Source organism: Burkholderia sp. B10 (genome assembly GCF_004368385.1).
Lineage (GTDB): Bacteria > Pseudomonadota > Gammaproteobacteria > Burkholderiales > Burkholderiaceae > Burkholderia > Burkholderia vietnamiensis.
The window spans coordinates 1-25,928 of record NZ_PQMX01000079.1 but is presented as its reverse complement, the minus strand read 5'-3'; the positions used below and the strand labels follow the sequence as shown (position 1 = coordinate 25,928).

The following is a 25,928-nucleotide window of genomic DNA, read 5'->3' as shown; positions in this document are numbered from 1 at the left end:
CAGTAGGGTAGTGGGGCGAGTATCACCGCGATGTGGGTGTCGGCTCCATCAGTCGCAAGCCGCGGAAGCCGGAAGCCGGAAGCCCGAAGCCCGAAGCCCGAAGCCCGAAGCCCGAAGCCCGAAGCCCGAAGCCCGAAGCCGCAAGCCGCAAGCCGCAAGCCGACGAAAAGCGCCGATCGCTACCGAAGTCCGCGCGAGAGCCGCAGCGGACGCCGCGCACCGAACGTCAACGGGACGCGGTCGTCGCATCCATATCGGCGCGCCCGCTCACGAGGCATCCCGACATGAACGCCTCGCTTTGGCTGCCGGCAGCCGCGGCGCCGAAGCCGCGGCCGAGCGCGTCGTATTTCACCTGCTCGGCGCGCTGCGAGCATGCACTCGGCGTGGCGTCGCGGCCTTGCGCGTGCAGCAGCGCGCGATCGCCGATCAGGTATGCCAGCAGCGCAAAAAAAGCGATGTGCACGACTCGTCTCATGATTCGTCTCCTCGTTGCCCGAGCGTAACGCGGGCACGGCTCGCGCCGCACTTGGGGCTTCCCCCGGTTAACGTCTGCGGAAACGGCTGGCCGGAATCGGTCGTGTCCTTTTTTCACCGGCAGCGCAATCGGGCGCGATCGTCCCGGCAGCGGCGCGAGTGACGCGAGTTTGACCAATATCAGGATGCGCGCGCGGGCTGACGGTCGCGCGCGCGTTCAAAGCGATAGCATGAATGCATGTTTGTGGAACACGATGCGCGGGCATGTGACCGCGCAGCGGCTCCGCTCCGGGCACTGCGGTCATTCGTTGCACACCGCTATCGAAATGGTGAGGAATCCAAATGCTAAACGTCTCTTCCGTACTGATCAGCATGGCGCCGTTGTGGGTCATCCTGCTGGGCGCGTCTTCATTGGCAACCTATCTGCTGTTCGTCCGCAAGGTCATCAAGTAAGCACGCCGGCGCTGCGCGCACGCATACTCAGGCGCAGCGCAGCGGTGTAGACGGTGCGGTACGGCATCGCGTCCGTCACGGCGCATCGCCGCGCCGACTTGAATCGAAAGACCCGCCGAATCCGGTCCACGACCGATTCGTTGCGCCGCGCACCGATGCTGCCGGCACAGTTCTCTTCAGCGGCTTATCGGACGGCCGTCACCGGCACGTTCGAGATCCGGACCAGCCGGCTCATCACGCTGCGGCGAAACATCGACAGCAGGGCATGAATCGGGTCGTGCCGCGGCGCGACCACGACGATCTCGTCGCAGCCCGTCTCGGCCGCTGCGGCCGCGATCGTGTCGGCCACCGGCCCGACCTTCTTCACCACGCTATATCTGGCGCCGGCTTCGCGCAGCACGCGCTCGGCCATCGCCAGATCGTCGCACGCAAACCTGTCCTCGATCGAGCGCAACCGCGACAGCGGGTGAAACGCCTCCAGCCGTGTCGCTTCGAGCGGCGGCTGCACATTGATCAGCACGATTTCCGACGCACAACGTTCGCGATACAGAAAGGCCGCGTGGCGCACCGCGTGCAGCGAGCGGGGCGAATGACCGATCGGAACCAGCAGCTTGAGCATGGCGAGCGCCCGGAAGTGGTGACGGTTGCAGCGTAGCGCGCGCCAGGAAGGCACGCGCTAAAGAAAGCGGCCGGCCGCGTAAAAATGTCGTCAACGCCGGCCGGCTTGCCGCTCTTATTAGAGATATAAGAAATTTAAGTTTATGCGCATAAACGTTTTCACTGATCGCGGCGCGGGACGGGGATTTCAGTGACGTGGCGGGCGGTCGGTACGTCAGTCCGGCGCTTCGTCGAGGCGGGGTACTGCGTGCGCCGAGCATCGCTGCGCACCGACATTCGTCGCATGAACGGTTCGGCGCGCCTCACTCAGGGCTGCGAGTCGTCCATGCGCAATTGAAGCTGCCGTATCGGCTGGTCGGTCGCCGCGTTCGAGATCACCCGCGCGTCACCGTGCGCGGGCGCTTTGCAACGCCGATAGCAACGACGGCTTCGAGCCGCGACGTGCAACTTCGCGAATTTCCACGGCTACTCCATGCTGCCGCCTCTATCGACAGCGGGGATGACGCCTGTACGGCTCAAACGCTAATGACTCTGCCGATCCACGAAATCATCGAGCCGGTTCCTCGCATCTGATTCGTGATGACTCGCATCGTGGCCCACGCCGGCGTCCAATTCGAAACCCTTCCGAACGTTGATTCAATTGCGCGCACTACCGGCGACGCGATTTGATGGATTCGATTGACTTATTTTATTCGACCGAATTCGAATCGCCGTCATAGTCTGGATCAATTGAAGGAATAAATACTACCGATTGGCCGACGAATTCCCTACAAGATCACAATCCTCCCGCATTCCAACATTACGTTCAATTGTGGAGAGGTCATATGCAAAGAAATCGTATCGCAAAATCGGTGCTGGCTGCGGTCGCCGTTATCGCGATGAGCGCCGGTTCCATTTCTGCCCGCGCGGACGGAGCGCCGCGCGCGAATGGCTTCTGGTGGCCGGAGACGCTCGATCTTTCGCCGCTACGTCAGCACGATGTCGAGTCGAATCCGTACGGCAAGGATTTCGACTACGCGCAGGCATTCCAGAAGCTCGATATCGAGGCCGTGAAGAAGGACATTCGGACGACGCTCACGACCTCGCAAGACTGGTGGCCCGCGGACTACGGCAACTATGGTCCGTTCTTCATCCGCATGGCCTGGCATGGAGCCGGCACCTATCGCACCTACGACGGCCGCGGCGGCGCCGGCGGCGCACAGCAGCGATTCGAACCGCTGAATAGCTGGCCGGATAATGCAAATCTCGATAAAGCTCGCCGTTTGTTGTGGCCGGTCAAGAAGAAATATGGCCAGAATATTTCGTGGGGCGACCTGATGGTTCTGACGGGCAATGTTGCGCTCGAATCCATGGGTTTTCAAACCTTCGGATTCGGCGGCGGCCGTGAAGACGATTGGCAATCGGATCTGGTTTATTGGGGCGCGGGACCGAAATTCATGTCGAATAACCGCGACAAGAACGGCAAACTCGAAAAGCCGCTCGCTGCGACCCAAATGGGTTTGATTTACGTCAATCCGGAAGGTCCGAATGGCAATCCTGATCCCGTTGCGGCGGCGCAGGACATTCGCGAAGCCTTCGGCCGCATGGCGATGAACGACGAGGAAACCCTCGCCCTGATCGCCGGCGGCCACACGTTCGGCAAGGCGCATGGCGCGGCTTCCCCGGACAAATGCGTCGGCGTGGCGCCTGCCGGCGCGGGCGTCGAAGCGCAAGGTCTCGGCTGGGCCAACAAGTGCGGCACCGGCAAGGGCGCCGACACGATCACCAGCGGCCTCGAAGGCGCGTGGTCGGTCGATCCGGTGCATTTCACGATGCAGTACCTCGACAACCTGCTCGGCCACGACTGGGTGCTGACGAAGAGCCCGGCCGGTGCGCACCAGTGGATGCCGAAGGATGCGCAGAGCATCGTGCCGGACGCACACGATCCGTCGAAACTCCATCCGTTGATGATGTTCACGACCGATATCGCACTGAAGGTCGATCCCGCGTACAGCAAGATCGCGAAGCGCTTCGAGGAGCATCCCGACGAATTCAAGCTGGCCTTCGCCAAGGCCTGGTTCAAGCTGACGCATCGCGACCTCGGGCCGAAGGCGCGCTATCTGGGCAAGGACGTGCCCAAGGTCGACCTGATCTGGCAGGACCCGCTGCCCGTCGCCGGCTACCAGACGATCGGCGCTGCCGACATTGCGGATCTGAAGAGCCGAATCCTGGCATCGGGGCTGCCGAAGTCCGAACTGATCAAGACCGCGTGGGCATCGGCGGCGTCGTTCCGCGGCACCGACTACCGAGGCGGCGCCAATGGCGCGCGCATCCGTCTCGCGCCCGAGAACGGCTGGGCCGTGAACGATCCGGCGAGCGTGGCGAAAGTGCTGAAGTCGCTGGAAGCCATCCAGTCCGGCTTCAACAAGGGCAGAACGGACGGCAAGCAGGTGTCGCTCGCCGACCTGATCGTGCTGGGCGGCAGCGCCGCCGTCGAGGATGCGGCCCGCAAGGCCGGTTACGACATCACCGTGCCGTTTGCGCCGGGACGCGTGGATGCGACGCAGGCGCAGACGGATGTCGCGTCGTTCGCCGTGCTCGAGCCGACCGCCGACGGGTTCCGCAACTACTACCAGAAAGGCAATGAGCGCTCGCCCGCCGAATTGCTGGTCGACCGCGCGAGCAAGCTGGATCTGACCGTGCCGGAGATGACGGTGCTGGTGGGCGGCCTGCGCGCGCTCGACGCGAACACGGGCCATTCGAAGCTGGGCGTCCTGACGAATCATCCCGGCACGCTGAGCAACGAGTTCTTCGTGAATCTGCTGGACATGTCGACCGAATGGAAGAAGTCGCCGAGCGCCGACGGGACTTACGAAGGGCGCGATCGCAAGACGGGTGCGCTCAGGTGGACGGCAAGTCCGGTCGATCTGGTGTTCGGGTCCAGTTCCGAGCTGCGCGCCGTCGCCGAAGTCTATGCATCGGACGATGCGCACGAGAAGTTCGTGCGCGACTTCGTCGCTGCATGGACCAAGGTCATGAACCTCGATCGCTTCGATCTGAAGCGCATCTAATACCGTGATCGGACCGGCCGCGGAAGCGATTCCGCGGCCGGTCCATCGGAGGGCGAAATGAGGAAAATCGGATGGCTGCGCCTGATCGCAGGTGCGGGGCTACTGGTATCGATGGGCGCGCATGCGGCCGACGTCGAGGTTCGGATGCTGAACCGCGCGTCGGACGGTCAACGGGGCTTCGAGCCGGCCCTCGTCCACATCGACGTGGGCGACAGCGTGCATTTTGTTGCCGCGGACAGCGGGCATGGCGTCGAAAGCATTCCCGGCATGGCGCCGGCCGGAGCCGGGGCCTTTTCCGGAAAGATCAGTGAAGATCTGACCGTGACGTTCGACAAACCGGGCGTCTATGGCTATCGCTGCATCCCGCATTACATGTTGGGGATGGTCGGCTTGATCGTGGTGGGACACCCGACCAACGAGGCCGCGGCGCGCAGCGTCGCGCAGCCGCGCGAGGCGAAGGCGCGTTTCGATCAACTGTTCGCGACGCTGGACCACGAGCAGCCCACGCAGAAGTAGCCGATGCATCGGCCGGGGGCGGGGCGCGCCAACCCGGCCGCGCTCGAAACGGTGTGGGGTGCCGGATCGATGACGGTTCGGTCGCAGCGAGCGCGCGCAGGCGTCGGACGCGCGATGGGCAGGATCGCTTGCCCGGCGTCGGATAGCCCGGCCGGCCATGCGGTCATGGCCGAGACGCATGCCGTCTGAAACGCGATCTCCGATGGACACCGTATCGATGCGGCACGCCATGAGCCGTAGCCACTCACGCGTCGGGCAACCCGCGACGAGTCGCGTACAGTTGAGCGTCGGCCGCAGCGCGCCTCCATTCCGGCTGTCCGGAACGGAGCGCCGCCATCGCGCGGCCCTCGGCCCATCCCGATCCCAGGAGAACCCGCATGCCGCACCGCGCCCCGTATCTCGCTCCCGCCTCCATCCCCGTCGATCCGCTGGTGCGCCTGTCGGCCGGCGAGCTCGCGTCGGCGATCCGCCGCAAGGCGGTCTCGTGCGTCGAGACGATGCGTGCATATCTCGATCACATCGAGCGGGTGAACGGTGCGGTGAACGCGCTGATTTCGCTGCGCGATCGCGCGACCTTGCTCGCCGAAGCCGCGGAAAAGGACGCGGCGCTGGCCCGTGGCGAATACCACGGCTGGCTGCACGGGATGCCGCAGGCGCCGAAGGATCTCGCGATGACGAAGGGGCTGCGCACGACCTACGGCTCGCCGATCTTCCGCGATCACGTGCCGCAGGCCGATTCGATCGGCGTCGGCCGCATGCGGGCGGCCGGCGCGATCTTCATCGGCAAGACCAACACGCCGGAGTTCGGCCTCGGCTCGCACACGTTCAACGACGTCCATGGCGCGACGCGCAATCCGTACGACCTGACGCGCAGCGCCGGCGGCAGCAGCGGCGGCTCGGCCGCGGCGCTCGCGGCGCGCATGCTGCCGGTGGCCGACGGCAGCGACTTCGGCGGCTCGCTGCGCAATCCTGCGGCATTCTGCAACGTCTACGGCATGCGCCCGTCGCAGGGCCGCGTGCCGCGCTGGCCCGCCGTCGACGTGTTCATGCAGCAGCTCGGCACCGAAGGGCCGATGGGTCGCACGGTCGCCGACGTCGCGCAACTGCTGGCGATCCAGGCCGGCTACGACGCGAACGATCCGCTGTCGCTCGCGGAGCGGCCGTCGGCGTTCGCGACGCCGCTGGACACGGATCTGCGCGGCCGGCGCATCGCGTGGGTCGGCGACTGGGACGGCTATCTCGCGACCGAACCCGGCGTGCTGGCGCAGTGCGAACAGGGCCTCGCGACGCTGCGCGAGATCGGCTGCGACGTCGATGCCGCGCTGCCGGCCTTCGCGCCGGAGCGCATCTGGCGGCTGTGGCTCGCGCATCGGCATCTGCTCGCAGGCGGCGGGCTGCTCGCGCACTATCGCGACCCGGCGCGGCGTGCGCTGCTCAAGCCCGAGGCGATCTACGAGGTCGAAGGGCTGCTTGCGATGGGCGGCGCGGCCGTGTTCGACGCGAGCGTCGAGCGCACCGCGTGGCATCAGGCCGTGCTGCGCTTCTTCGATCGCTACGACTTCATCGCGGCGCCCAGCGCGCAGGTGTTCCCGTTCGACGTCGAGCTGCGCTGGCCGCAGGCAATCGCGGGCCGCCCGATGGACACCTATCACCGCTGGATGGAAACGGTCGTGCCGTGGACGCTGGCCGGCTGTCCGGTGATCAGCGTGCCGGTCGGTTTCAACGACGATGGATTGCCGATGGGGATGCAACTGATCGGCCGGCCGCGCGCGGATCTCGCGGTGCTGCAGCTCGCGCGCGGCTACGAGCAGGCGGCCGACTGGGTCGGCCGGCGGCTGCCCGGCTGGATGGCCGCGTAGTGAGTGCGTAGTGGGCGCGTAATGGGCACGTAGTGCGCGCCGCGCGATCGTCTCGCGAAGCCGCCGACCCGCGACATTGATGCGCGTGAGGAACGAATTCCGGCGATAGCGGCCCATCGCGCGGCCGCTGCCGACGAATGCGCGCGACCAACGGCACGCGCGGCGCAATTGCAAGCGATTGCCGCGCGCGATTTCGTTTCGATGTGTTTCAGTCGTTGCGGCGGCGCGCGACGCGCTTCGACAATATCGGCCTCAATCATTCGGCACGAGGGAAACTGATGAAGCACATTCGCGCGACGGGCAAGCAGCTGGCAGCGGCCGGCATCGCATTCGGCATGCTGCTCGGCATGAACGGTCACGCCGATGCGCAGCTCGACCTTCAGTCGATCGGCTCGGCGCTGCTCGGCGGCGGTCAGCAGCAGGCCGCGCCTTCGCAGGGCGGCATTGCGCAGCTGATGCAGGCCTACCTCGGCGCGAACCAGCAGGTGCTGGCCGGCCAGTCGTCGCTCGCGTCGGCGATGGGGCTCACCGGTGCGGCCGGCCAGGCGCAACAGGCCGCCAGCCTGCTGGGCGGCGGCAATGCGCTGACGCCGGCCGTGCTGTCGCAGATGGGCGGCGCGCAGCAGTCGGTGTCGCAGGCGCTCGGGCAGGCGTTCGCGAGCGGCGGCGCGACGCATGGCGCGGTCGACAAGCAGGCGTTCAGCAACGGCCTCGCGTCGCTCGGCCAAGGCCTCACGCAGTACTCGCAATTGCAGTCTGGGCTGAACGGCCTCGGTTCGACCAGCGCCGCGTCGCTGCTGCAGGCCGGGCTCGATCCGCAAAACATGCAGGCCGCGTCGTATATCGCGCAGAGCGCGCCGAGCCAGTTGCAGTCGCTCGCGTCGACGCTCAGCCAGGCCGTGCAGTTCGCGACGAGCCAGGGCATTTCGGTGCCGCCGGTGGCGTCTTCCGCGCTGAAGCTGCTGCCGTAACGCCGGCGGCGCGCGCCGCCGCTGCGCGCGATGGCCCCGTGCAACCCGGGGATTTCGCGCGATGCTATCGTGACGTGTTCTCCGCTTCCGGTGCCGCTTCATGACTGACTCGTTCGACCTTTCGCGCTACTTCGCCCGCATCGGCTACGACGGCCCGGCCGAGCCGACGCTCGACGTGCTGCGCCGCCTGCATCTGCTGCATCCGCAGGCGATCCCGTTCGAAAACCTCAATCCGCTGACCGGCGCGCGCGTCGCGCTCGACGTGCCGGCGATCGTCGCCAAGGTCGTCGCGCGCCGCCGCGGCGGCTATTGCTTCGAACTGAACAAGCTGTTCTACACGGCGCTCACGACGCTCGGCTTTCGCGTCACGCCGCTGATCGCGCGCGTGCGCTGGATGCGGCCGCCCGAGGCCGTCACCGCGCAGACGCACATGCTGCTGCGCATCGATCTGGACGGCGCGGCGTGGCTCGCCGACATCGGCTTCGGCAGCGCGACGCTCACCGCGCCGCTGCGCTTCGCGCCGGGCGAGCGGCAGCTGACGCCGCACGGCGCGTTTCGCGTCGTCGACGCACCGGTCGACGGCGAGTTCGACATGCAGTTCGAGATTCCCGACGGCTGGCAAACCACCTACCGTTTTTCGCTGAAGCCGGCCGAGTGGATCGATTACGACGCCGCGAACTGGTTCACGTCGACCTATCCCGAATCGATCTTCGTGAACGACCTGATCGCGTGCCGCGTGCTGCCGACCGGCCGCGCGGCGCTGTTCAACACCGTGCTGACGCTGCGCGACGCGGCCGGCGCCGGGCGCACCGTCACGTTCGACGACGCGGCCGCGTGGGGCGCGTGCCTGCGCGACACGATCGGCATCGACACCGCCGGCTTCGATCTCGACGCGCTGTTCGCGCGGGTTGCCGCGCGGGCCGGCAACATCTGAACGCGGATTGCGCGGCCGTGGGGCCGTGCCTCGGCGTTTGACTTTTGCTATTTTGCCAGCACGCTGGCAATCACGAGCGACGAAGAAGGGAAGCAGTTCAACGTGTACCTGCCGCTCAGCCTGATCCGGCAGGGCAAGTTCCGGGCCATCGAAGCGCAGCAGTCGTCGTCCGCGCTGGTGGCCGACGCATTGCGCGCCTATCTGGCCGCGCCGCAGTCGGGGCGGCCGCCTGCCGAGGAGGAATGACATGTCGTCCGAGCGAATCGAAGCGGCGTATCTCACCACGCACAACTGGGGCAAGTCGGCGAAGTTCTTCCCGGCGCCGGCGTTCACGCTGGAATTCGAGACCGATCACAACAACTCGCTTGCAGGCGCCGCGCCAGCCGGCCGCGTGAGGGGACGGCGATGAGCGATGCGAAAGCAGCACCCGACAGCACCGCCGCGCGCGTCGCGCTGTGGCGCGCGCTGCACGTCGAGCTCGACGCGCCGCCGCACGTGCTCGCCGACGAAATCGGCTTGCGCCTGCTCGCGCCGGCGCCCGGCTGGCAGCAGCGCGGCGACATGGACCCGCAGTTCACGCGGCCGTTTCGCGCGTCGATCGTCGCGCGGGCGCGCTTCATCGAAGACCTCGTCGTCGAGCAGGCCGCGCAGGGCGTGAGCCAGTACGTGATCCTCGGCGCAGGCCTCGACAGCTTCGTGCAGCGCCGGCCGGAGATGGCGTCGCGCGTGACCGTCTTCGAAGTCGATCCGCCCGCGCCGCAAGCGTGGAAGCGCCGCCGGCTCGTCGAGCTCGGTTTCGGCGTGCCGGACTGGCTGCGCTTCGTGCCGGTCGACTTCGAGGCGAAGCAGTCGTGGCGCGACGCGCTGGTGCGCGCCGGTTTCGACGCGGGCAAGCCGGCGGTCGTGGTGTCCACCGGCGTCAGCATGTACCTGACGCGCGAAGCGAACGCGGCGGCGTTGCGCGAAGTCGCGTCGCTCGCGCCGGACACGACGTTCGCGATGACGTTCCTGCTGCCGCTCGAGCATGCGGACCCGGACGTGCGGCCGGGGCTCGAGATGGCCGAGCAGGGCGCGCGCGCGAGCGGCACGCCGTTCATCAGCTTCTTCATGCCGGACGAAATCCGTGCGCTCGCGACGGCCGCCGGCTTCGCGCGCGCCGAGCACGTGTCGGCCGACGCGCTCGCGCGCCGCTATTTCGCCGGCCGTGCCGACGGCCTGCGGCCGCCGAACAACGCCGAAGAGCTGCTCGTCGCGACGGTCTGACGCCCGTCGCGTTGCCGCCCGTCACGCGCGTTCGAGCACCGCGATCTCGCGCACGACGACGAGCAGCACCGCGAGGCTCGCGCCGCCCGACGCCCGCAGATCGGCGAGCAGGTGGTCGTAGCGCTGCAGCGCGGCGTCGCGCCGCTCGCGCCATGCGTGGACGATCGTCTCGGGTGCCGTCGAGTCGGCCGATTCGGCGAGCGCGCTGGTCGCGAGCGTGCGCTTGAGCCGCGCGATCTCGGCCAGCGCGGCGGCGCGCGCGAGCATGTCCCAATGCGTCGGTGTGGGCAACGTGGCGGCCCGTTCGGCGATCCAGCCGTAGTTCAGCAGCGTGCCGAGCGAGAAGTACACGCCCGCGACCAGTTCGAGACTGCGCTCGCAGGTGGCCGCCACTTCGGCGATGTCGAGCAGCGCGGCCGAGATGTCGCCGCTCGCGACGCGCGCGGCGAGCGTGCCGTCGACGCCTGCGTCGACCAGCACGCGTTGCCGTTCCGACAGCGCGTCGAGGTCGCTCGCCGGCAGCAGCGACGGCAATTGCGGCGCGATGCGCTGCACCGCGTCGCGGCAGCGCGCGATCAGCCCGGCCACGCTGCCGTCGGCCACCGCGCCCGACTGCAGGTGCCGCAGGAACCACAGCGCCGCGCGTTCGAGCAGCCGCGCGACGTCGACGAACATGCGCGCCTGCACGTCGTCGGCGACGCGGTTGTCGAGCGCGTCGATGTCGCGCCACACCGCATCGAGATCGAACACGTCGCGCGCCATGATGCACGCGCGCACGATGTCGCCCGGCTTCGCGTCGGTTTCCTCCATCAGCCGGTGCACGAACGCGCAGCCGACCCGGTTGACGAGCGCGTTGATGAGATGCGTCGCGAGAATCTCGCGGCGCAGCGGGTGGCGCTGCATCGGCTCGCTGAAGCGCTGCTGCAGCGGCTTCGGGAAATAGTCGACCAGCATCGCGGCGACGAGCGGATCCTCGGGCACGTCCGACTCGAGCAGCGCGTCGTACAGCCACATCTTGCTGTACGCGAGCAGCACCGCGCGCTCGGGCGACGTCAGCCCCTGTTTCGCCGCGTGGCGTTCGGCGATCTCGTCGTCGGTCGGCAGGAATTCGATCACGCGGTTCAGCCGGCCTGCGCGCTCCAGCCAGCGCATCAGCCGCGCCTCGGCGTCGAGCAGCTCGACGCCGTAGCGGCCCGCGATCGACAGCGCCTGCGTCTGGTAGTAGTTGTCGCGCAGCACCAGCAACCCGACTTCGTCGGTCATTTCCGCGAGCAGCGCGTTGCGCTGCTTGTCGGTCATTTCGCCGTCGCCGACCACGAGCCCGAGCAGGATCTTGATGTTGACCTCGTGATCCGAGCAATCGACGCCGGCCGAGTTGTCGATCGCGTCGGTGTTGATGCGCCCGCCGCGCTGCGCGAACTCGATGCGGCCGAGCTGCGTGCAGCCGAGGTTGCCGCCTTCGCCGACCACCTTGCAGCGCAGCTCCGCGCCGTTCACACGCACCGCGTCGTTCGCGCGGTCGCCGACCTGCTGGTGCGTCTCGTGGGTCGCCTTCACGTAGGTGCCGATCCCGCCGTTGTACAGCAGGTCGACCGGCGCCTGCAGGATCGCGCGGATCAGCTCGGTCGGCGGCAGCGCGTGCGCGTCGATGCCGAGCGCCGCCTGCACGGCGGGCGACAGCGCGATCGTCTTCGCGGTGCGCGGGTAGATGCCGCCGCCCGCCGAGATCGTCGACGCGTCGTAGTCGGCCCAGCTCGAACGCTCGAGCGCGAACATCCGCTGGCGTTGCGCGAAGCTCGCGGCCGGATCGGGATTCGGATCGAGGAACACGTGCCGGTGATCGAACGCGGCGACGAGCCGGATATGCGGCGACAGCAGCATGCCGTTGCCGAACACGTCGCCCGACATGTCGCCGATGCCGACCACGGTGAAGTCGGTCGTCTGCGTGTCGACGCCCATCTCGCGGAAATGCCGCTTCACCGACTCCCACGCGCCGCGCGCGGTGATCGCCATCTTCTTGTGGTCGTAACCGACCGAGCCGCCGGACGCGAACGCGTCGTCCAGCCAGAAGCCGTATTCGTGCGAGATCGCGTTCGCATAGTCGGAGAAGGTGGCCGTGCCCTTGTCGGCTGCGACGACGAGATACGGATCGTCGGGATCGTGCCGCACCACGTCGGGCGGCGGCACGATCGCGTTGCCGGCGAGATTGTCGGTCAGGTCGAGCAGCCCGCGCAGGAACGTCTGGTAGCACGCGATGCCTTCGCGCAGCCATGCTTCGCGATCCGTCGGCGGCGGCGGATTCTTCACGACGAAGCCGCCTTTCGAGCCGACCGGCACGATCACGACGTTCTTCACCATCTGCGCCTTCATCAGCCCGAGCACCTCGGTGCGGAAGTCCTCACGCCGATCGGACCAGCGCAGGCCGCCGCGCGCGACGCGCCCGCCGCGCAGATGCACGCCCTCGACGCGCGGCGAGTACACCCAGATCTCGAACATCGGCTTCGGTTCCGGCAGGCCGGGCACCTTCGCGGGATTGAACTTGAACGACAGGTAGGGCTTCGCTTCGCCGTCGGCGTCATGCTGGAAGTAGTTGGTGCGCTCGGTCGCGTTGATCACGCCGAGGAACTGGCGCAGGATGCGGTCTTCGTCGAGGTTCGGCACCTGGTCCAGCGCCGTCTCGATCGCCTTCAGCACGCGCTCGACCTGCACCTCGCGCGTGCCGCCGGTCGCCGGGTCGAAGCGCAGCAGGAACAGCTCGACGAGCTGGCGGGCGAGCGCCGGGTTGCCGGTCAGCGCGCGCTCGATGTACGCGTCGCTGAACGTCGAGCCGACCTGACGCAGGTATTTCGCATACGCGCGCAGGATCGTCACTTCGCGCGCGCTCAGATGCGCGCGCAGCACGAGGCGGTTGAAGTCGTCGTTCTCGATCCGTCCGCTCCAGATGCGGTCGAACGCGTCCTCGAACAGATCCTTCACGCGCTCGATGTCCAACTCGGTCTCGTCGGCGAGCTCGAGGCCGAAGTCGTGCACCCACGCATGCGCGCCGTCCTGCGTGTGGATCCGGTACGGGCGCTCCTCGTCGACGCGCACGCCGAGATGCTCGAGCATCGGCAGGCTGCGCGACAGCGCGATCGGGTCGCCGGCGCGATAGACCTTGAAGCGGAACGCGCGCGCGCCGGCCTCGATCGGCCGGTACAGGTTCATCGCGAGCCGGCCGGACGCCTTCACGCGCTCGATCAGCTCGATGTCGCGCACGGCGGTGCGCGCCGGATAGTCGTCGCGATAGCCGGCCGGGAACGAGTCCGCATAGCGCTGCAGCAGCCGGTTGCCTTGCTCTTCGCCGAACGCGTCGAGCAGCGCATCCGCGAGGTCGTCCTGCCAGCGGCGCGTGACCTGCACGAGGCGCGTCTCGAGCTCGCGCGTGTCGACGTCCGGCATCGTGCCCGGTTCGGCATGGACGACGAAGTGAATCCGCGCGATCGCCGATTCCGACAGCAGCGGCGTGAACTCGACGTTCACGCCGTTGTACGCGTTGACGAGCAGCTTCGCGATGCGGCGCCGCAGGTCCGTGTTGTACTTGTCGCGCGGCACGAACGCGAGACAGGACACGAAGCGGTCGAAGCGGTCGCGCCGCACGAACAGGCGCGTGCGCTGATGTTCCTGCAGTCGCAGGATGCCGAGCGCGATGTCGTAGAGCTCGTCTTCGTCGGCCTGGAACAGTTCGTCGCGCGGATAGGTCTCGAGCACGGTCACGAGCGACTTGCCGAGATGCCCGTTCGGCAGGAAGCCCGCGCGCTGGACGATGTTCGCGCATTTGCGCCGCACGATCGGGATGTCGGCGTACGAACCGAAATAGGCGGTCGACGTGTAGAGGCCGATGAAGCGGCGCTCGCCGCTGACCTTGCCGTCAGCGCCGACCAGCTTCACGCCGACGTAGTCGAGATAGCCGGGGCGGTGGACCGTCGCGCGCGAATTCGCCTTCGTCACGAAGATCGGCCACGCGCCGGTGATGATCTCGGCGGCGGCCGGCGGCAGCGGCGTCACGTCGGTTGCGCCGGGCGGGCGCAGCGATTCGCGCAGCAGGCCGAAGCCCGAGCCTTCGACGCCGCGCAGCGCGAAGCCGTTGCCGTCGGCCACGAGCGCGTAGTCGCGCTGGCCGAGGAAGGTGAAGTGATCGGCGACCATCCACTCGACGAACGCGCGCGCCTCGAGGTCTTCCGCGCTCGATTCACGCGCCTTCATGTCCTTGATCGTCGCGCGGGCGATGTCGACGATCTTCGGCCAGTCCTCGACCGACGCGCGCACGTCGCCGAGCACGCGCGCGATGTCGTTGCGCAGCGTCTCGAGCAGCGTCGCGTCGCCGCAGCGATCGACCTCGAAATGGATGAACGACGCGAGCTGCGAGCTGCCGTCGCCGGGCGTCGCGCCGCCGGCGTCCACGCGCTCGATCGCGCCGTTGCCGCCGCGCCAGATGCGGAACACCGGGTGCAGCGCCGAGTGCAGTGCGAGGCCGAGGCGGTTCACCGCCATCGTCACCGAGTCGACCAGAAACGGCATGTCGTCGTTGACGATCTCGATCACCGTGTGATCGGAATGCCAGCCGTGCTGTTCGAGGATCGGGTTGTAGACGCGTAACCGCTCGCTGCCAGGGACGAATTTCTGCGCGGTCTGCCAGTGCGCCATCGCGGCGCCGTAGAGATCGGCGATGCTGCGGTTCTGCAGATCGTCGGCGTCGACGAAATCGTAGTAGTGGCGCAGGAACGGCTCGACGATCCGGAACGTGGCTTCGGGCAGGCGGGCGCGCGCGAATTCGACGACGTCGGAGAGCAGATGTGCGACCACTTCCTCGTTCTTCGCTTCCATGGCGGTCTCCTGGACGGGTGGCCATCGGCTGCTGCGGGTGTGTTCGGCATTATGCGCCGATTGGTGTGCCGATCGCGTCACCGCGCGATGTGCGGACGCACAACGGCGGCCTGCGCAGAGCGCCGCATGCTGCGTGCCGGCCGATAGGGTCACGCGGCCGCGCGGCGACTGTCAGCGCGCGTCGCTCGACAGCTTGCCGGCCGTCGCGCGGTTGTCCTTTTTCATGTCGGTGAGCGCGATGTACAGCGAGCGCGGCTCGCAGCCGGAACCCGGCAGCCGAGATCGGGCCGCCACGCTTCACGGCGTCAGGACGGTGTGCGAACGACGACATCGGTTTCTCCGAGGGGGAAGCGCCGCGCGACGGCCACCGTGACCCACGATGCGAGCGCGAACGGCGCGGTGAGCGCGACGAGGCCCACACGCATCGCGAGCCACTGGAGCAACGCGGCGAGCGCGGCTGCGGCGAGCGCCGTGCGGGTGCCGCGCGACATCAGCGCGAGCGCCGCGAGTGCGCCGTTGACGCCGAGCTGGCCGGCGTCGAACGCCGCGCCGCTGGCGCCGAACGCGACCAGCAGCACGCTCGACACGATCGCGCCGCCGAGCGCGAACGCCGCTGCGCGGCGCGATGCGGCCGCGATGCCGGCGACGATCAGCGCGGCGGGCCATGCGCCTTGCGCGAAGGTGGTCTGCGCGATACCGGACGACAGTGCGCACGCGATCGACGCAGGCGTCAGCGTCGCGCTCGTCGCGGCGTCGATCGGGTGTTGCACCGCGACAAGCGGCATCCACAGCGCGGTGACCGCGATGTACGGGCCTGAATACGGGCACTGCCGCCATTTGGCGAGCGGCGTGCGCAGCGCACGCTGCACGAGCGCTGCGCCGAGCGCGGCCGACGGCGCGAGCGCGAGCGCGAGCGCCGCGAGCGGAGCAGGCGCAAACGAAACGGCCGCCAGCGTGGCCAGCGCGCCGTTGAAGCCGTGCCGGCCCTGTTCGACGTCGCAATGCGCGGCGCCGCTCAGCGCCGCCGTCAGGTTCGCGACGGCCGCCCCGAGCAGCGCCGCGCACGCGAGCCGCAAGTCGGTCAGCGCGAGCGCGGCGATCAGCATGGCTCCCGTGAACGCGTTGGCCTGCAGCACGATCTGCCCGGTGCTGCGCAGCAGAATGCGCAGGGCGGTCGACGGGCTGGCTGAATGGGCGGTAGGCATGGCAGCGGACGAACAGGGCGAGCCGCGAGCATAGGACACCAACCGCCGCTTCGGAACGGGGTATTCCGGATACCGGGAATTTGTCGTCGGGCGCAGACGTGGCCGATTACGACACGCCTGGCGGCACTGAATTGCCGCTACCGCTCATCGCCCGCCCGTGCGCCCCTGCGCCCGCTTATGCGACCGTGACCGCGCGCCTTTCATGCATGGTCGCGAATCGTTCGATCCGGGCCGCGATCAGATCCGGATTGCGCAGCACGACCCAGTGCGCGCCGTCGATCTCCTCGCGCACGTACTGCCCGAGCCAGCGATCGAGACCGACCGACATCTCGGGCGTCACGTAGCGATCGCGCACCGGCGCGAGAATCTGCACGGGCGCCTGCGCATATCGCTCGCGCGGCCGTCGCGCCGTGGCGATGAAGTTCGCGCGATACAGCTGCAAGCCGTTCAGCGCGTTCTTCAACTGCGCGGGATCGCGCGCGGGCCGCACGCGCTCGGTCAACTGCAGCCAGCGCGGCCACAGTGCGGCGCCGCCGAGCCGCCACACCAGCGACGGCACGATCGGCAGATGAAAGAACGCGATGTACCACGATTTCAGGCTTTGCTCGAGCCGCATCTTCGCGCGGAACACGTGATCGAGGCATGGCCCGGAGATCGACGTATACGACGCGATGCGGCCGCGCCACGCCGGATCCGTGACGGCTTCCCAGCACTGGATCGAGCCCCAGTCGTGTCCGACCAGATGGAACGGCCGGTCGCCGCAGGTCGCGGCGGCGACGGCTTGCAGATCGTTGGCGAGTCGTGCGAGCGCGTAGTCCGCGTGTCGGCGCGGCGCATCGGACGCGCCCGCGCCGCGTACGTCATAGGCGATCACGCGGTAGCGCGTCGCGAGCCGCGCACGCACCGGCGCCCATACGGCCGCGGAATCGGGATAGCCGTGCACGAGTATCAGCGGCGGCGCGCGTCGCGGGCCGCTGACGTAGACGGCCAGTCTCACGTCGCCGGAGCGAACGGTCAGCATCTCGCTTGCGCGCGCCATCGCGTCACGCCTGCGCGACCGGGTGCAACGGCACGCGGCGCGGCGCGGCCTGCGCCGCATAGCGCGCATTGGTCGCATCGATGTTCGCGAGCAGCGTGTCGAGCCCCTGCAGATACTGATGGTTGTCGTGGTCCCACGGATGGAAGCCCGGCCGGAAGTAGTCGAGCCATTCGCGCGCGATGCTCGGGAACACGCCCGTTCTCGGGCCGTACAGATACTTGACGAGGCGGCCCATCCCGCCGAACCGCCCGTGCTTGCGACGGTGCGCGAGCATCAGCCGCACGTGGAAGTCGAACACGATGGTCCAGAACATCGCGGTGGTCAGCAGCATCGTGCCGGTGCGCAGCAGGTAGCTGCCGATCCCAGGCTTCATCACCGCGTTCCATACGTCGTACGACACCGCCTTGTGCTCCGTTTCCTCCATCGCGTGCCACATCCACATCTGCTGATAGCCTTCGACCGAGCCGTCGATCCGGTGCTCGTGGCCGGACAGCAGCTGGTTCGCGAGGATCGCCGTGTAGTGCTCGAGCGCGATGGTGATCGCGAGCTGCATCGAATGCGGCAGCACCTTCTTGAAGAAGCCGAGGATCGCCCACAGCCGCTTGTCCAGCTTGTGCGCGGGCAGGCCGGCCGACTGCAGCAGGTCGTTGTACTCGATGTGCTCGCGCGTGTGCATCGCTTCCTGGCCGATGAAGCCGAGCACCTGCTTCTTCAGCTGCGGATCCTCGATGCGATCGCGGTAGTTGCGCACCGAATCCATGAAGAAGCGCTCGCCGGCCGGAAACAGCAGCGACAGCGCGTTCATGAAGTGCGTGACCGGCACGCCCTGCACGTGCCAGTCCTTCGCGCGTTCGGGCGGCAGCGCGAAACGGATGTCGCGCCGCACCGGCATCATGTTCGGGGTCGTCATGATTGTTCTCCTCCCTGATTGCCTGCGTTGTTGTAAGTCGCGTTCAGCGGCGCGCCGGCCGCGGCGCCGTAGCGGGCCGCTGCGCGGCGCGCCTTCGCGGCCTCGCGGCGCGTCGCGAGCACGACGAGTGCCTGGTATGCGGCCGGCAATACGCGCGCCATCCAGTCGGCGGCCTTCGCGTCGCGGCCGATCAGCACGCGGCGCTTGTTGCCGCGCACGCCCGCGAGGATCGTGCGCGCGGCGTCGTCCGCGGTCGTGATGAAGAACTTCTCGAAGCTGTCCTTGCCTTGCTGCTCGCTTTCGACGATGAAGCCGACCATGTTCTTCGCGACGCGGCTCGACTGCGCGATGTTGGTGCGGATGCCGCCCGGATGCACGCAGGTGGCCGACACGCCGCACTTGATCATGTCGAGCTCCTGGCGCAGCGATTCGGTGAAGCCGCGCACCGCGTACTTCGTCGCGTTGTAGCCGCTCATCCCCGGCTGCGCGAAGATGCCGAAGATGCTCGACGTATTGATCACGTGGCCTTCGCCCGACGCTTTCAGATACGGCAGGAACGCCTTCGTGCCGTGCACGACGCCCCAGAAGTTGATGTTGACGATCCACTCGAGGTCGGCGTAATCCATTCCGTCGATCGTGCTCGACAGCGCGACGCCCGCGTTGTTGAAGATCAGGTTGACCTTGCCGTGTTCCTGCGCGGTGTCGGCGGCCCACGCGTACATCGCGTCGCGGTCGCCGACGTCGAGCACGCGCGTCGACACGCGCAGCTTCGGCGCGATCGCGCGCACGATCCGCTCGGTTTCGGCGAGGCCGACGGCGTTCTTGTCGGCGAGCGACAGATGGCAGCCGGCCTGCGCGAGCTGCACCGCGAGCGAGCGGCCCATCCCCGAGCCCGCGCCGGTGATCGCGGCGACCTTGTTGGAGAAATCTCTCATGTCGGTTGCTCCTTGTCTGTCTCAGGCCGCTTCGGCGGAAGTGGATGCGGAAGCGGCCGGCGCTGCCGCGTGCCGCGCGCCCGCAGCGTGCTGCGGCGCGCGGTACGCGTGGTAGTCGGCGATCGAGAAGTGCGCGGTCGCCTGCCGGAAGCGCCACGTGAAGCCCGGCCACAGCGTCGTGTTCTTGCCGGTGCGTGGATCGAGGTACCAGCTCTTGCAGCCGCCCGTCGACCAGATCGCCTTCTTCAGCTTGCCCTGCAGCGCGCTGTTGTACTGCGCCTCGACGATCGGGCGCACCTCGATCGCGTCGGCGCGTTCGCGCTGCATCGCGCGCAGCGCGCCGAGGATGTACTCGATCTGCGATTCGATCATGAACACCATCGAGTTGTGGCCGAGCCCCGTGTTCGGGCCGACGATCATGAAGAAGTTCGGGTAGCCGGGCAGCGTCGTGCCGAGATACGCATGCGCGCCGTCGCGCCACGCATCGACGATGTCGAGGCCGCCGCGGCCGATGATCGCGCCGCGCGGATACGGGTCGGCGACCTGGAAGCCGGTGCCGTAGATCAGGCAGTCGACCTCGTGCCGCTTGCCGTCGGTCGTCACGACCGCATCGGCTTCGATGTGGTCGATGCCGGTCGTGATCACGTCGACGTTCTTGCGCGACAACGCCGGGTAGTAGTCGTTCGAGATCAGCACGCGCTTGCAGCCGAGCGTGTAGTTCGGCGTGACGGTCCTGCGCAGTTCCGGATCGGGGATCTGCTTGCGGATGTGCCGCAGCGCGAGCTTCTGCACGTTCTTCATCAGCGACGGATGGATCGCGAAGCCGAGCACGCGCGATTCGAGCATCCAGTAGATGCCGCTGCGCACCAGCTTCTGCGTGAACGGCAGCGTGCGGAACAGCCACTTCTCGACGCGCGTCAGGTTGCGGTCGGGCTTCGGCATGATCCACGGCGGCGTGCGCTGGAACAGCGCGAGGCTTTTCACGCGCGGCGCGATCTGCGGCACGAACTGGATCGCGCTCGCGCCCGTGCCGATCACCGCGACGCGCTTGCCTTCGAGCGGGTAAGCGTGGTCCCACTGCTGCGAGTGGAACGCGCGGCCCTCGAAGGTTTCGATGCCGGCGATCGCGGGCAGCGCGGCGCGCGACAGGCCGCCCATCCCCGACACCAGCACGCGCGCCGACAGGCGCTTGCCGTTCGCGAAGGTCAGGCGCCAGCGCTGCGCGGCTTCGTCGTACTCGGCGCGCTGCAGCTCGTGGTTCATTCGCAGATGCGGACCGATGCCGAAACGCTGGACGCAGTCTTCGAGATACGCGCGGATTTCCGGCTGAGGCGCGAACATGCGCGTCCAGCGCGGGTTCGGCGCGAACGAGAACGAGTAGACGTGCGATTGCACGTCGCAGGCACACCCGGGGTAATGGTTGTCGCGCCACGTGCCGCCGACCGACGCGGCCTTCTCGAGGACGACGAAGTCGGTCGCGCCCGTCTGCCGCAGGCGAATGGCCATCCCGAGACCGGCGAAGCCGGTGCCGATGATGGCGATGTCGGTGGTTTCGTCCGGGCCGTCTTGACCGTCATGACCGTCATGGCCGGGCGGGCCGAAAGGCAACGTGCGAGCATTCATCCGGGTGTCTCCGATCTGGCTCATTTTTGAATGTTACATTGGTTGATGTAACGATAGAGCGTGAACCGGGAAACCGCAAGCGCCTAGAACGCTCGCTCTAATGGCCGGAAGCCGCGTGGCAGAAGGGTTTGCGCCGTTTGGAACGGTGTGGTGTTGCGGCGGTGCGGGAGGGCCGCAAGCACCCGCCGGCGGTGTTCGGCCGCGCGGCCAGATGAGAGCCGGTCGGCGGCCGCCCGTTTGAAACACGCTCAGGGCCGGATCGTTGCGCCCGTCGTCTCATGGAAAACCCCGGCCACGATCGTGAGCTGCGCGAGCGCATAGAGGCCCCAGATCAGCAGCTCGATACCCGGAAACACGCCGATGAAGCGGCCGACGCCGATCAGCGTGTCCGAGCCGACGAAGATCAGGCTACCGAGCGCGACCAACGGCCCGCGCGTGCGGGCCGTGAGCGCGAGGCTCGCCATCGTGCACAGCGCGAGCATGTAGATGGCCACCGGTACGAGCAGATCGCCGAGGTGTGCGAAGAACGCGACGTAGCAGGCGGCCGCCGCGATCCACAGCGCGATCGAAGCGCCGACGCGCCAGCCGCGCGGCCGCGCGCGCCAGCGCAAGAACAGCGCGCAATAACACAGGTGCGTGAGCAGGAACGCGCCGAGGCCCAGCACGAACGACGGCGGCCACGCGGGCAGCGCGAGCAGCACGTCGCCGAGCACGGCGGTGGCGAGCGCCGCGCACAGCCACGCGCGCTCGCGCGGCGCGGGGCACGCACTGCCCGCGGCGAGCAGCAGGATGCCCATCGCCGCTTTGGCGACGGGTTGGCCGGGATAGGGCGCGGTGACCAGCGACAGTCCGTACAGCAGCGCGGCGACGGCGGCGAGCGGCCAGAGCCGGCGATAGGGGGCGGGAAGCGTGGCGATCAACGCGGTGTCTCCGGATCGTGGTGGTCTGCGATGGTTTGCGATGGACGGCGCGCGGGCGAGCGCGCGGCTGCACGCATTATCGGGAACAAACGGCGCGCGAAAACCGGCGAATCCTTCTAGGAAACGACGGCGCGCGAGCGGCGTGACCAAGCGGTTTTTTTGCACGTTGCCCCGGTCGCGCCGGGGCAAGGGTTGCGGTCCGCCTTGCTATGCTCGCTTCCGGTATTGACGTTGTCCCGCCCGGCCGTGCGTAGCGATGCGCGCCGGTGCGAGCCCGATGAACCCGTGCCCGGCCCGCGCCATTGCGCAGGACGGCCTCCACGCATTCCACGCATGACAGGTTCCACCATGACCGAACTTCTGCATGGCGACGGCGCGATCCGTCGCACGACGCCGTACGGCTCGTCGATCGAGAACACCTACGCGGGCGTGCTGTCGTTCATGCGCCGCAACTATTCGCGTGTGCTCGACGGCGTCGACGTCGCGATTTCCGGCGTGCCGCTCGATCTCGCGACGACCTATCGCTCCGGCGCGCGGCTCGGGCCGGCCGCGATCCGCGCGGCGAGCGTGCAGCTCGCGGAGCTGCATCCGTATCCGTGGGGCTTCGACCCGTTCGACGATCTCGCGGCCGTCGACTACGGCGACTGCTGGTTCGACGCGCACAATCCGCTGTCGATCAAGCCGGCGATCGTCGAGCATGCGCGCACGATCCTGCGCTCGGGCGCGAAGATGCTCACGCTCGGCGGCGATCACTACATCACGTATCCGCTGCTGGTCGCGCATGCGGAGCGCTACGGCCGTCCGCTGTCGCTGATTCATTTCGACGCGCATTGCGATACCTGGGCCGACGACGAACCGGACAGCCTCAATCACGGCACGATGTTCTACAAGGCGGTGAAGGAAGGGCTGATCGATCCGGCGACGTCGGTGCAGGTCGGCATCCGCACGTGGAACGACGACTTCCTCGGCATCGAGCGGCTCGATGCCGCGTGGGTGCATGACCATGGCGCGCGCGCGGCGGTCGAGCGCATCGTCGGGATCGTCGGCGCGCGGCCTGCCTATCTGACCTTCGATATCGACTGTCTCGATCCGGCGTTCGCGCCCGGCACGGGCACGCCGGTTGCCGGCGGGCTGTCGTCCGCGCAGGCGCTGGCGATCGTGCGCGGGCTCGGCGCGGTGGATCTGATCGGCGCGGATGTGGTCGAGGTCGCGCCGGCCTACGACCATGCGGACATCACGGCGATCGCGGCCGCGCACGTCGCATGCGATCTGCTGTGTCTGTGGCGCCAGAAGAAGGTGGCTGGACGCTGAGGTGGCGCGTCGTGCGCGCGTCGCGCAGCCGGCAAGGTCGGTGGCCGCGAGCGTTCGCCGATGGCGGCTTGCGTGCGACGTCCGCACAGCAGACGCAGAGCGCGTGTATCGCAGCGCGCGGCACCGATGAAGCACGAAGGCCGACGGGCAGCGCGCCCGTCGGCCTGATTCGAGCGGATGCCGCCGCGTGTATTACTTCGCCGCCAGCGCGCCTGCCACCCGCTTGTCGGTCCACGCATTCTCCGCCACGCTCAGCTTCTGCGGAATCAGCTTCGCTGCATAAAACGCGTCGGCCACGCGCTGCTGCACGGCCACGATGTTCTCGTCGATCGGCACCGCGCCGAACGGTACGCGCTGGATCCACGTCTGCACGAGCGGCAGCGGCAGGCCGACCTTCGGGGCGATCAGCGCGGCCGTCTCGGCCGGATGGCCGTTGACCCACAGGCCCGTCTCGCGCACCTGCTTCAGGATCGTGCCGACCACGTCCGCATGCTGTTCGGCGAACGTGCGCGTTGCCTCGTAGAAGTTGTTCGCGGGCGTGAGGCCCGTATAGTCGGACAGCGTGCGCACCTTCAGCGAATTCTGGGCGGCCGCGTAATACGGGTCCCACACGGCCCATGCATCGACGTTGCCGCTTTCGAATGCGGCGCGCGCGTCGGCAGGCGGCAGGTAGACGGGGCGAATCTCGTCGTAACGCACGCCGGCCTTCTTCAGCGCTTCGAGCAACAGATAGTTCGCGCTCGAACCCTTCTGCAGCGCGACCTTCTTGCCGCGCAATTCGGACAGCGAGCGAACCGGCGAATCGGCCTTCACGAACACCGCTTCGTTGTGCGGCGACGGCGGTTCGGCGGCGACGTACACGAAGCGCACGCCCGCGGCCTGTGCGAACACCGGCGGCGGTGCGCCCGTATAGCCGAAGTCGATGCTGTTCGCGTTCAGCGCCTCGAGCAGTTGCGGGCCGGCCGGGAATTCGAACCACTGGACGTCGTAGCCGAGCGGCTTCAGCCGCGCCTCCAGCGCGCCCTGGCTTTTGAGCACCGACAGCAGGCCGGCCTTCTGATAGCCGATGCGTACGACCTTGTCGGCGCTGCCTTGCGCGAGCGCCGATGTCGCGGCGGCGACGGCGAGCGCCGTCACGGCGATGCGGGCGATCCAGCGGGTGAAACGAATCATCGAACGGACTCCATGCGAGACGTCTTCGGAAAGCGGCGTGTGCCGCTCGGTTGGAAGAATCGTCGCACGGGCGACCGGGCCCGCAAACCAAGCATTGCCGATATGAATATGACCGCGGCGGTCCTATGCTTTGTCGCCGTTGCCTTTCTTGGGCGAGTGGCCGGCGTGCTCGGAGCGGGCGGATGCGCCGGCCTGTCGCGCGGCTTCGTCGCTGAGCTTCTTGTCGAGGATCGTCGCGACGCGGCCGCCCAGATAGGCGCTGGCCGCGTTCTCGAGCGCGCGGTTGGTCTCGGCTTCGACGAACACGGCCGCGAGCGGACGCAGCCGCCAGATGGCGTCGACGAGCGCCGGCACGTCGGTGACCGGCGGCAGCGTGCCTTCGTCGTAGCGGTCGAGCCGCTTCACGACGAGATCGACGAGCAGCCGCGCGATCGCATCGAAGTGCGGTCGCGCGACGCTGATCACGTCGAGTAATTCACGCGGCGGGATGCCTTCCTTCGTCATCGCGGCCGCTGCCTCGAGCAGCGCGGGGCTTTTGGCGACGAACGACAGGCCGTGCCGTTCGAGCAGCCCGAACTCGGTTACGCGCGACAGCTGGGACGCCGTCTGCGGGCCGAACATCTGGGCGAGCGCGGCCAGCGAGTAGGTCTTGGGCCGTTCGTGCGACCACCGTCCGCCGATCGCGGTTTCCAGCCCGAGGATCGAGCGCAGGTCGTGGCCTTCGTCGATCGCCATGATCAGATCCTGGATGTTCGACAGCGTGTAGCCACGCGCGAGCAGGTGGTTGATCAGCTTCAGGCGGGCGACGTGGGTGTCGTCGTAGATGCCGACGCGCCCGCGCTTCTCGGGCGGCGCGAGCAGCCCGCGATCCTGGTATGCGCGGACGTTGCGCACGGTCGTGTCGGATACGCGCGCGAGTTCGTCGACCGTGTACTCGTTGCGGGAATCCGCTGCGGCCTCGTCAGGCGTGTTGGGAGTCTGTTTTGGCATGCGGCCATTCTAGCGCGACGCGCCGGCGTCGGGCGTCGCGGGGAGCGTGCGCGCGCCGTCGCCGAGCGCGCGTTGCAGCAGCGCGGTATCGATCCAGCGGCCATGCTTGTAGCCGACCGCCTTCAGCACGCCGGCCGGCTCGAAACCGAATGCGCGATGCAGCGACGTCGAGCCGCCGGTGCCGCCGTCGGCGATCACGGCGATCATCTGCCGCCACGGGCCGGCCTCGCAACGCGCGATCAGCGCGGCGAGCAGCGCACGGCCGATGCCGCGGCCGCGCTGCGCGTCGTCGATGTAGATCGAATCCTCGATCGTGTGGCGGTACGCGCTGCGCGTGCGATACGGCATCGCATACGCGTAGCCGGCCACGCGGCCGTCGCATTCGGCGACGAGATAGGGCAGGCCGTGGCGCAGCACCGCGTCGCGGCGTGCGCGCAATTCGGCGACGTCGGGCGGGGCTTCCTCGAACGACGCGACGCTGTGGCGTACGTGGTGCGCATAGATCGCGTGAATGGCGTCGAGATCGGCATCGGTCGCGTCGCGGACGGTGCAGGCGGGAGCGTCGGGCATGGCGGCAAGGCGGGCGGATGAAAACGCTACTATGCCGGCCGTCGGGCGGCGCGGTAAAGGCGGTGGTCAGCGGGCGCGCTGCGTGCGGCGCCGGCTCTACAGATGGCCATCCGCGTCGCGGACCGCTTCAGCGATCGCATCGGCGACGCGTTGCACGCGTGGCGAACGGCGCACGTCCGGGTGGACGACCAGCCAGATCTCGCGCTCGATTTCGCAGCGCGGGGCGGATGTCAGTTCGATTAGGGCGGGTG

The 25,928-nt window shown here is 68.1% G+C and carries 21 protein-coding genes and 2 pseudogenes; 9 read left to right on the top strand and 14 right to left on the bottom strand.

Going from position 1 to position 25,928, the window contains the following annotated elements; translation table 11 throughout:
• Window positions 1-226 precede the first annotated feature (226 nt).
• Both C3Y15_RS26980 and C3Y15_RS26975 read right to left on the bottom strand, forming a co-directional pair.
• Window positions 227-475 (bottom strand): hypothetical protein, encoded by a 249-nt coding sequence (locus C3Y15_RS26980; RefSeq protein ID WP_059475213.1) that lies wholly within the window; start codon window positions 473-475, stop codon window positions 227-229.
• 636 nt (window positions 476-1,111) lie between these two features.
• Entirely contained in the window at window positions 1,112-1,546 is a 435-nt protein-coding gene (locus tag C3Y15_RS26975) for a universal stress protein (RefSeq protein WP_014725264.1), read from the bottom strand.
• A gap of 823 nt (window positions 1,547-2,369) precedes the next feature.
• On the opposite strand from C3Y15_RS26975, the gene katG reads away from it, so the two are divergent.
• From katG to C3Y15_RS26945, 8 genes are all read left to right on the top strand, one after another.
• Window positions 2,370-4,595 (top strand): catalase/peroxidase HPI, encoded by a 2,226-nt coding sequence (gene katG / locus C3Y15_RS26970; protein WP_069240325.1) that lies wholly within the window; start codon window positions 2,370-2,372, stop codon window positions 4,593-4,595.
• Between the two features lie 57 nt (window positions 4,596-4,652).
• Window positions 4,653-5,111, top strand: a complete 459-nt coding sequence (locus C3Y15_RS26965) for a pseudoazurin (protein WP_069240324.1) — start codon at window positions 4,653-4,655, stop codon at window positions 5,109-5,111.
• A gap of 377 nt (window positions 5,112-5,488) precedes the next feature.
• A complete protein-coding gene (locus C3Y15_RS26960; protein ID WP_059696336.1) occupies window positions 5,489-6,970 on the top strand; it encodes an amidase in 1,482 nt (493 codons plus the stop codon).
• Window positions 6,971-7,248: 278 nt separating this feature from the next.
• The gene (locus tag C3Y15_RS26955) at window positions 7,249-7,941 is read left to right on the top strand and encodes a hypothetical protein (protein ID WP_045578411.1); all 693 of its coding nucleotides are present in this window, start codon (window positions 7,249-7,251) and stop codon (window positions 7,939-7,941) included.
• 100 nt (window positions 7,942-8,041) lie between these two features.
• Entirely contained in the window at window positions 8,042-8,875 is an 834-nt protein-coding gene (locus tag C3Y15_RS26950) for an arylamine N-acetyltransferase (protein WP_014725258.1), read from the top strand.
• Between the two features lie 102 nt (window positions 8,876-8,977).
• Window positions 8,978-9,121, top strand: coding sequence for a hypothetical protein (locus C3Y15_RS31880; protein WP_166677068.1), 144 nt, complete (start codon window positions 8,978-8,980; stop codon window positions 9,119-9,121).
• A gap of 1 nt (window position 9,122) precedes the next feature.
• Window positions 9,123-9,284: a hypothetical protein gene (locus C3Y15_RS31875; RefSeq protein ID WP_166677067.1), complete on the top strand. Its 162-nt coding sequence runs from the start codon at window positions 9,123-9,125 to the stop codon at window positions 9,282-9,284.
• Window positions 9,281-10,138 carry a class I SAM-dependent methyltransferase gene (locus C3Y15_RS26945; protein WP_059622728.1) on the top strand — a complete coding sequence of 286 codons (858 nt, stop codon included), beginning with the start codon at window positions 9,281-9,283 and terminating at the stop codon, window positions 10,136-10,138. Before C3Y15_RS31875 ends, C3Y15_RS26945 begins: the two co-directional genes overlap by 4 nt.
• 21 nt (window positions 10,139-10,159) lie before the next feature.
• Here the strand turns inward: C3Y15_RS26945 and C3Y15_RS26940 are convergent, their stop codons facing one another.
• From C3Y15_RS26940 to C3Y15_RS26905, 8 genes and pseudogenes are all read right to left on the bottom strand, one after another.
• Window positions 10,160-15,001 (bottom strand): NAD-glutamate dehydrogenase, encoded by a 4,842-nt coding sequence (locus tag C3Y15_RS26940; RefSeq protein WP_069246457.1) that lies wholly within the window; start codon window positions 14,999-15,001, stop codon window positions 10,160-10,162.
• 244 nt (window positions 15,002-15,245) lie between these two features.
• Window positions 15,246-15,332: pseudogene (locus C3Y15_RS32615) on the bottom strand (class II aldolase/adducin family protein); the annotation flags it as partial.
• The gene (locus tag C3Y15_RS26930) at window positions 15,307-16,206 is read right to left on the bottom strand and encodes an urea transporter (protein WP_069246458.1); all 900 of its coding nucleotides are present in this window, start codon (window positions 16,204-16,206) and stop codon (window positions 15,307-15,309) included. The pseudogene C3Y15_RS32615 and the gene C3Y15_RS26930, both read right to left, overlap by 26 nt.
• Before the next feature lie 175 nt (window positions 16,207-16,381).
• Window positions 16,382-17,245: an alpha/beta fold hydrolase gene (locus C3Y15_RS26925; protein WP_069246596.1), complete on the bottom strand. Its 864-nt coding sequence runs from the start codon at window positions 17,243-17,245 to the stop codon at window positions 16,382-16,384.
• 4 nt (window positions 17,246-17,249) lie between these two features.
• On the bottom strand, window positions 17,250-18,155 hold the full coding sequence (locus C3Y15_RS26920; RefSeq protein WP_034195222.1) for a metal-dependent hydrolase: 906 nt from the start codon (window positions 18,153-18,155) through the stop codon (window positions 17,250-17,252).
• Window positions 18,152-19,090, bottom strand: coding sequence for an SDR family NAD(P)-dependent oxidoreductase (locus tag C3Y15_RS26915; RefSeq protein WP_059568019.1), 939 nt, complete (start codon window positions 19,088-19,090; stop codon window positions 18,152-18,154). Before C3Y15_RS26915 ends, C3Y15_RS26920 begins: the two co-directional genes overlap by 4 nt.
• Window positions 19,091-19,111: 21 nt before the next feature.
• Window positions 19,112-20,713, bottom strand: a complete 1,602-nt coding sequence (locus tag C3Y15_RS26910) for an NAD(P)/FAD-dependent oxidoreductase (protein WP_069246459.1) — start codon at window positions 20,711-20,713, stop codon at window positions 19,112-19,114.
• A gap of 248 nt (window positions 20,714-20,961) precedes the next feature.
• Window positions 20,962-21,633, bottom strand: coding sequence for a lysoplasmalogenase (locus tag C3Y15_RS26905; RefSeq protein WP_059461400.1), 672 nt, complete (start codon window positions 21,631-21,633; stop codon window positions 20,962-20,964).
• Window positions 21,634-21,981: 348 nt separating this feature from the next.
• Here C3Y15_RS26905 and speB point away from each other — a divergent pair, with 348 nt between their 5' ends.
• Entirely contained in the window at window positions 21,982-22,944 is a 963-nt protein-coding gene (gene speB / locus C3Y15_RS26900) for an agmatinase (protein ID WP_011882472.1), read from the top strand.
• A 192-nt stretch (window positions 22,945-23,136) separates the two neighbouring features.
• Here the strand turns inward: speB and C3Y15_RS26895 are convergent, their stop codons facing one another.
• The 4 genes and pseudogenes from C3Y15_RS26895 to C3Y15_RS32430 form a co-directional block, all read right to left on the bottom strand.
• Complete coding sequence (locus C3Y15_RS26895) at window positions 23,137-24,117, bottom strand: sulfonate ABC transporter substrate-binding protein (protein ID WP_034195219.1); 981 nt, start codon at window positions 24,115-24,117, stop codon at window positions 23,137-23,139.
• Between the two features lie 123 nt (window positions 24,118-24,240).
• Window positions 24,241-25,107 carry a MerR family transcriptional regulator gene (locus C3Y15_RS26890; RefSeq protein WP_014725248.1) on the bottom strand — a complete coding sequence of 289 codons (867 nt, stop codon included), beginning with the start codon at window positions 25,105-25,107 and terminating at the stop codon, window positions 24,241-24,243.
• Between the two features lie 9 nt (window positions 25,108-25,116).
• Window positions 25,117-25,677, bottom strand: coding sequence for a GNAT family N-acetyltransferase (locus C3Y15_RS26885; protein ID WP_069246460.1), 561 nt, complete (start codon window positions 25,675-25,677; stop codon window positions 25,117-25,119).
• 96 nt (window positions 25,678-25,773) lie between these two features.
• Window positions 25,774-25,928, bottom strand: a pseudogene (locus C3Y15_RS32430) (LysR family transcriptional regulator); the annotation flags it as partial.

Excerpts from the sequence above, each read along its gene's own strand:
- C3Y15_RS26980 (WP_059475213.1), bottom strand. The coding sequence starts at position 475 with ATGAGACGAGTCGTGCACATCGCTTTTTTTGCGCTGCTGGCATACCTG.
- katG (WP_069240325.1), top strand. The coding sequence starts at position 2,370 with ATGCAAAGAAATCGTATCGCAAAATCGGTGCTGGCTGCGGTCGCCGTT.
- C3Y15_RS26965 (WP_069240324.1), top strand. The coding sequence starts at position 4,653 with ATGAGGAAAATCGGATGGCTGCGCCTGATCGCAGGTGCGGGGCTACTG.
- C3Y15_RS26890 (WP_014725248.1), bottom strand. The coding sequence starts at position 25,107 with ATGCCAAAACAGACTCCCAACACGCCTGACGAGGCCGCAGCGGATTCC.
- C3Y15_RS26940 (WP_069246457.1), bottom strand. The coding sequence starts at position 15,001 with ATGGAAGCGAAGAACGAGGAAGTGGTCGCACATCTGCTCTCCGACGTC.
- C3Y15_RS26910 (WP_069246459.1), bottom strand. The coding sequence starts at position 20,713 with ATGAATGCTCGCACGTTGCCTTTCGGCCCGCCCGGCCATGACGGTCAT.
- C3Y15_RS26950 (WP_014725258.1), top strand. The coding sequence starts at position 8,042 with ATGACTGACTCGTTCGACCTTTCGCGCTACTTCGCCCGCATCGGCTAC.
- C3Y15_RS26975 (WP_014725264.1), bottom strand. The coding sequence starts at position 1,546 with ATGCTCAAGCTGCTGGTTCCGATCGGTCATTCGCCCCGCTCGCTGCAC.
- C3Y15_RS31875 (WP_166677067.1), top strand. The coding sequence starts at position 9,123 with ATGTCGTCCGAGCGAATCGAAGCGGCGTATCTCACCACGCACAACTGG.
- C3Y15_RS26885 (WP_069246460.1), bottom strand. The coding sequence starts at position 25,677 with ATGCCCGACGCTCCCGCCTGCACCGTCCGCGACGCGACCGATGCCGAT.
- C3Y15_RS26915 (WP_059568019.1), bottom strand. The coding sequence starts at position 19,090 with ATGAGAGATTTCTCCAACAAGGTCGCCGCGATCACCGGCGCGGGCTCG.
- C3Y15_RS26895 (WP_034195219.1), bottom strand. The coding sequence starts at position 24,117 with ATGATTCGTTTCACCCGCTGGATCGCCCGCATCGCCGTGACGGCGCTC.
- C3Y15_RS26945 (WP_059622728.1), top strand. The coding sequence starts at position 9,281 with ATGAGCGATGCGAAAGCAGCACCCGACAGCACCGCCGCGCGCGTCGCG.
- C3Y15_RS26930 (WP_069246458.1), bottom strand. The coding sequence starts at position 16,206 with ATGCCTACCGCCCATTCAGCCAGCCCGTCGACCGCCCTGCGCATTCTG.
- C3Y15_RS26920 (WP_034195222.1), bottom strand. The coding sequence starts at position 18,155 with ATGACGACCCCGAACATGATGCCGGTGCGGCGCGACATCCGTTTCGCG.
- speB (WP_011882472.1), top strand. The coding sequence starts at position 21,982 with ATGACCGAACTTCTGCATGGCGACGGCGCGATCCGTCGCACGACGCCG.
- C3Y15_RS26925 (WP_069246596.1), bottom strand. The coding sequence starts at position 17,245 with ATGGCGCGCGCAAGCGAGATGCTGACCGTTCGCTCCGGCGACGTGAGA.
- C3Y15_RS26960 (WP_059696336.1), top strand. The coding sequence starts at position 5,489 with ATGCCGCACCGCGCCCCGTATCTCGCTCCCGCCTCCATCCCCGTCGAT.
- C3Y15_RS26955 (WP_045578411.1), top strand. The coding sequence starts at position 7,249 with ATGAAGCACATTCGCGCGACGGGCAAGCAGCTGGCAGCGGCCGGCATC.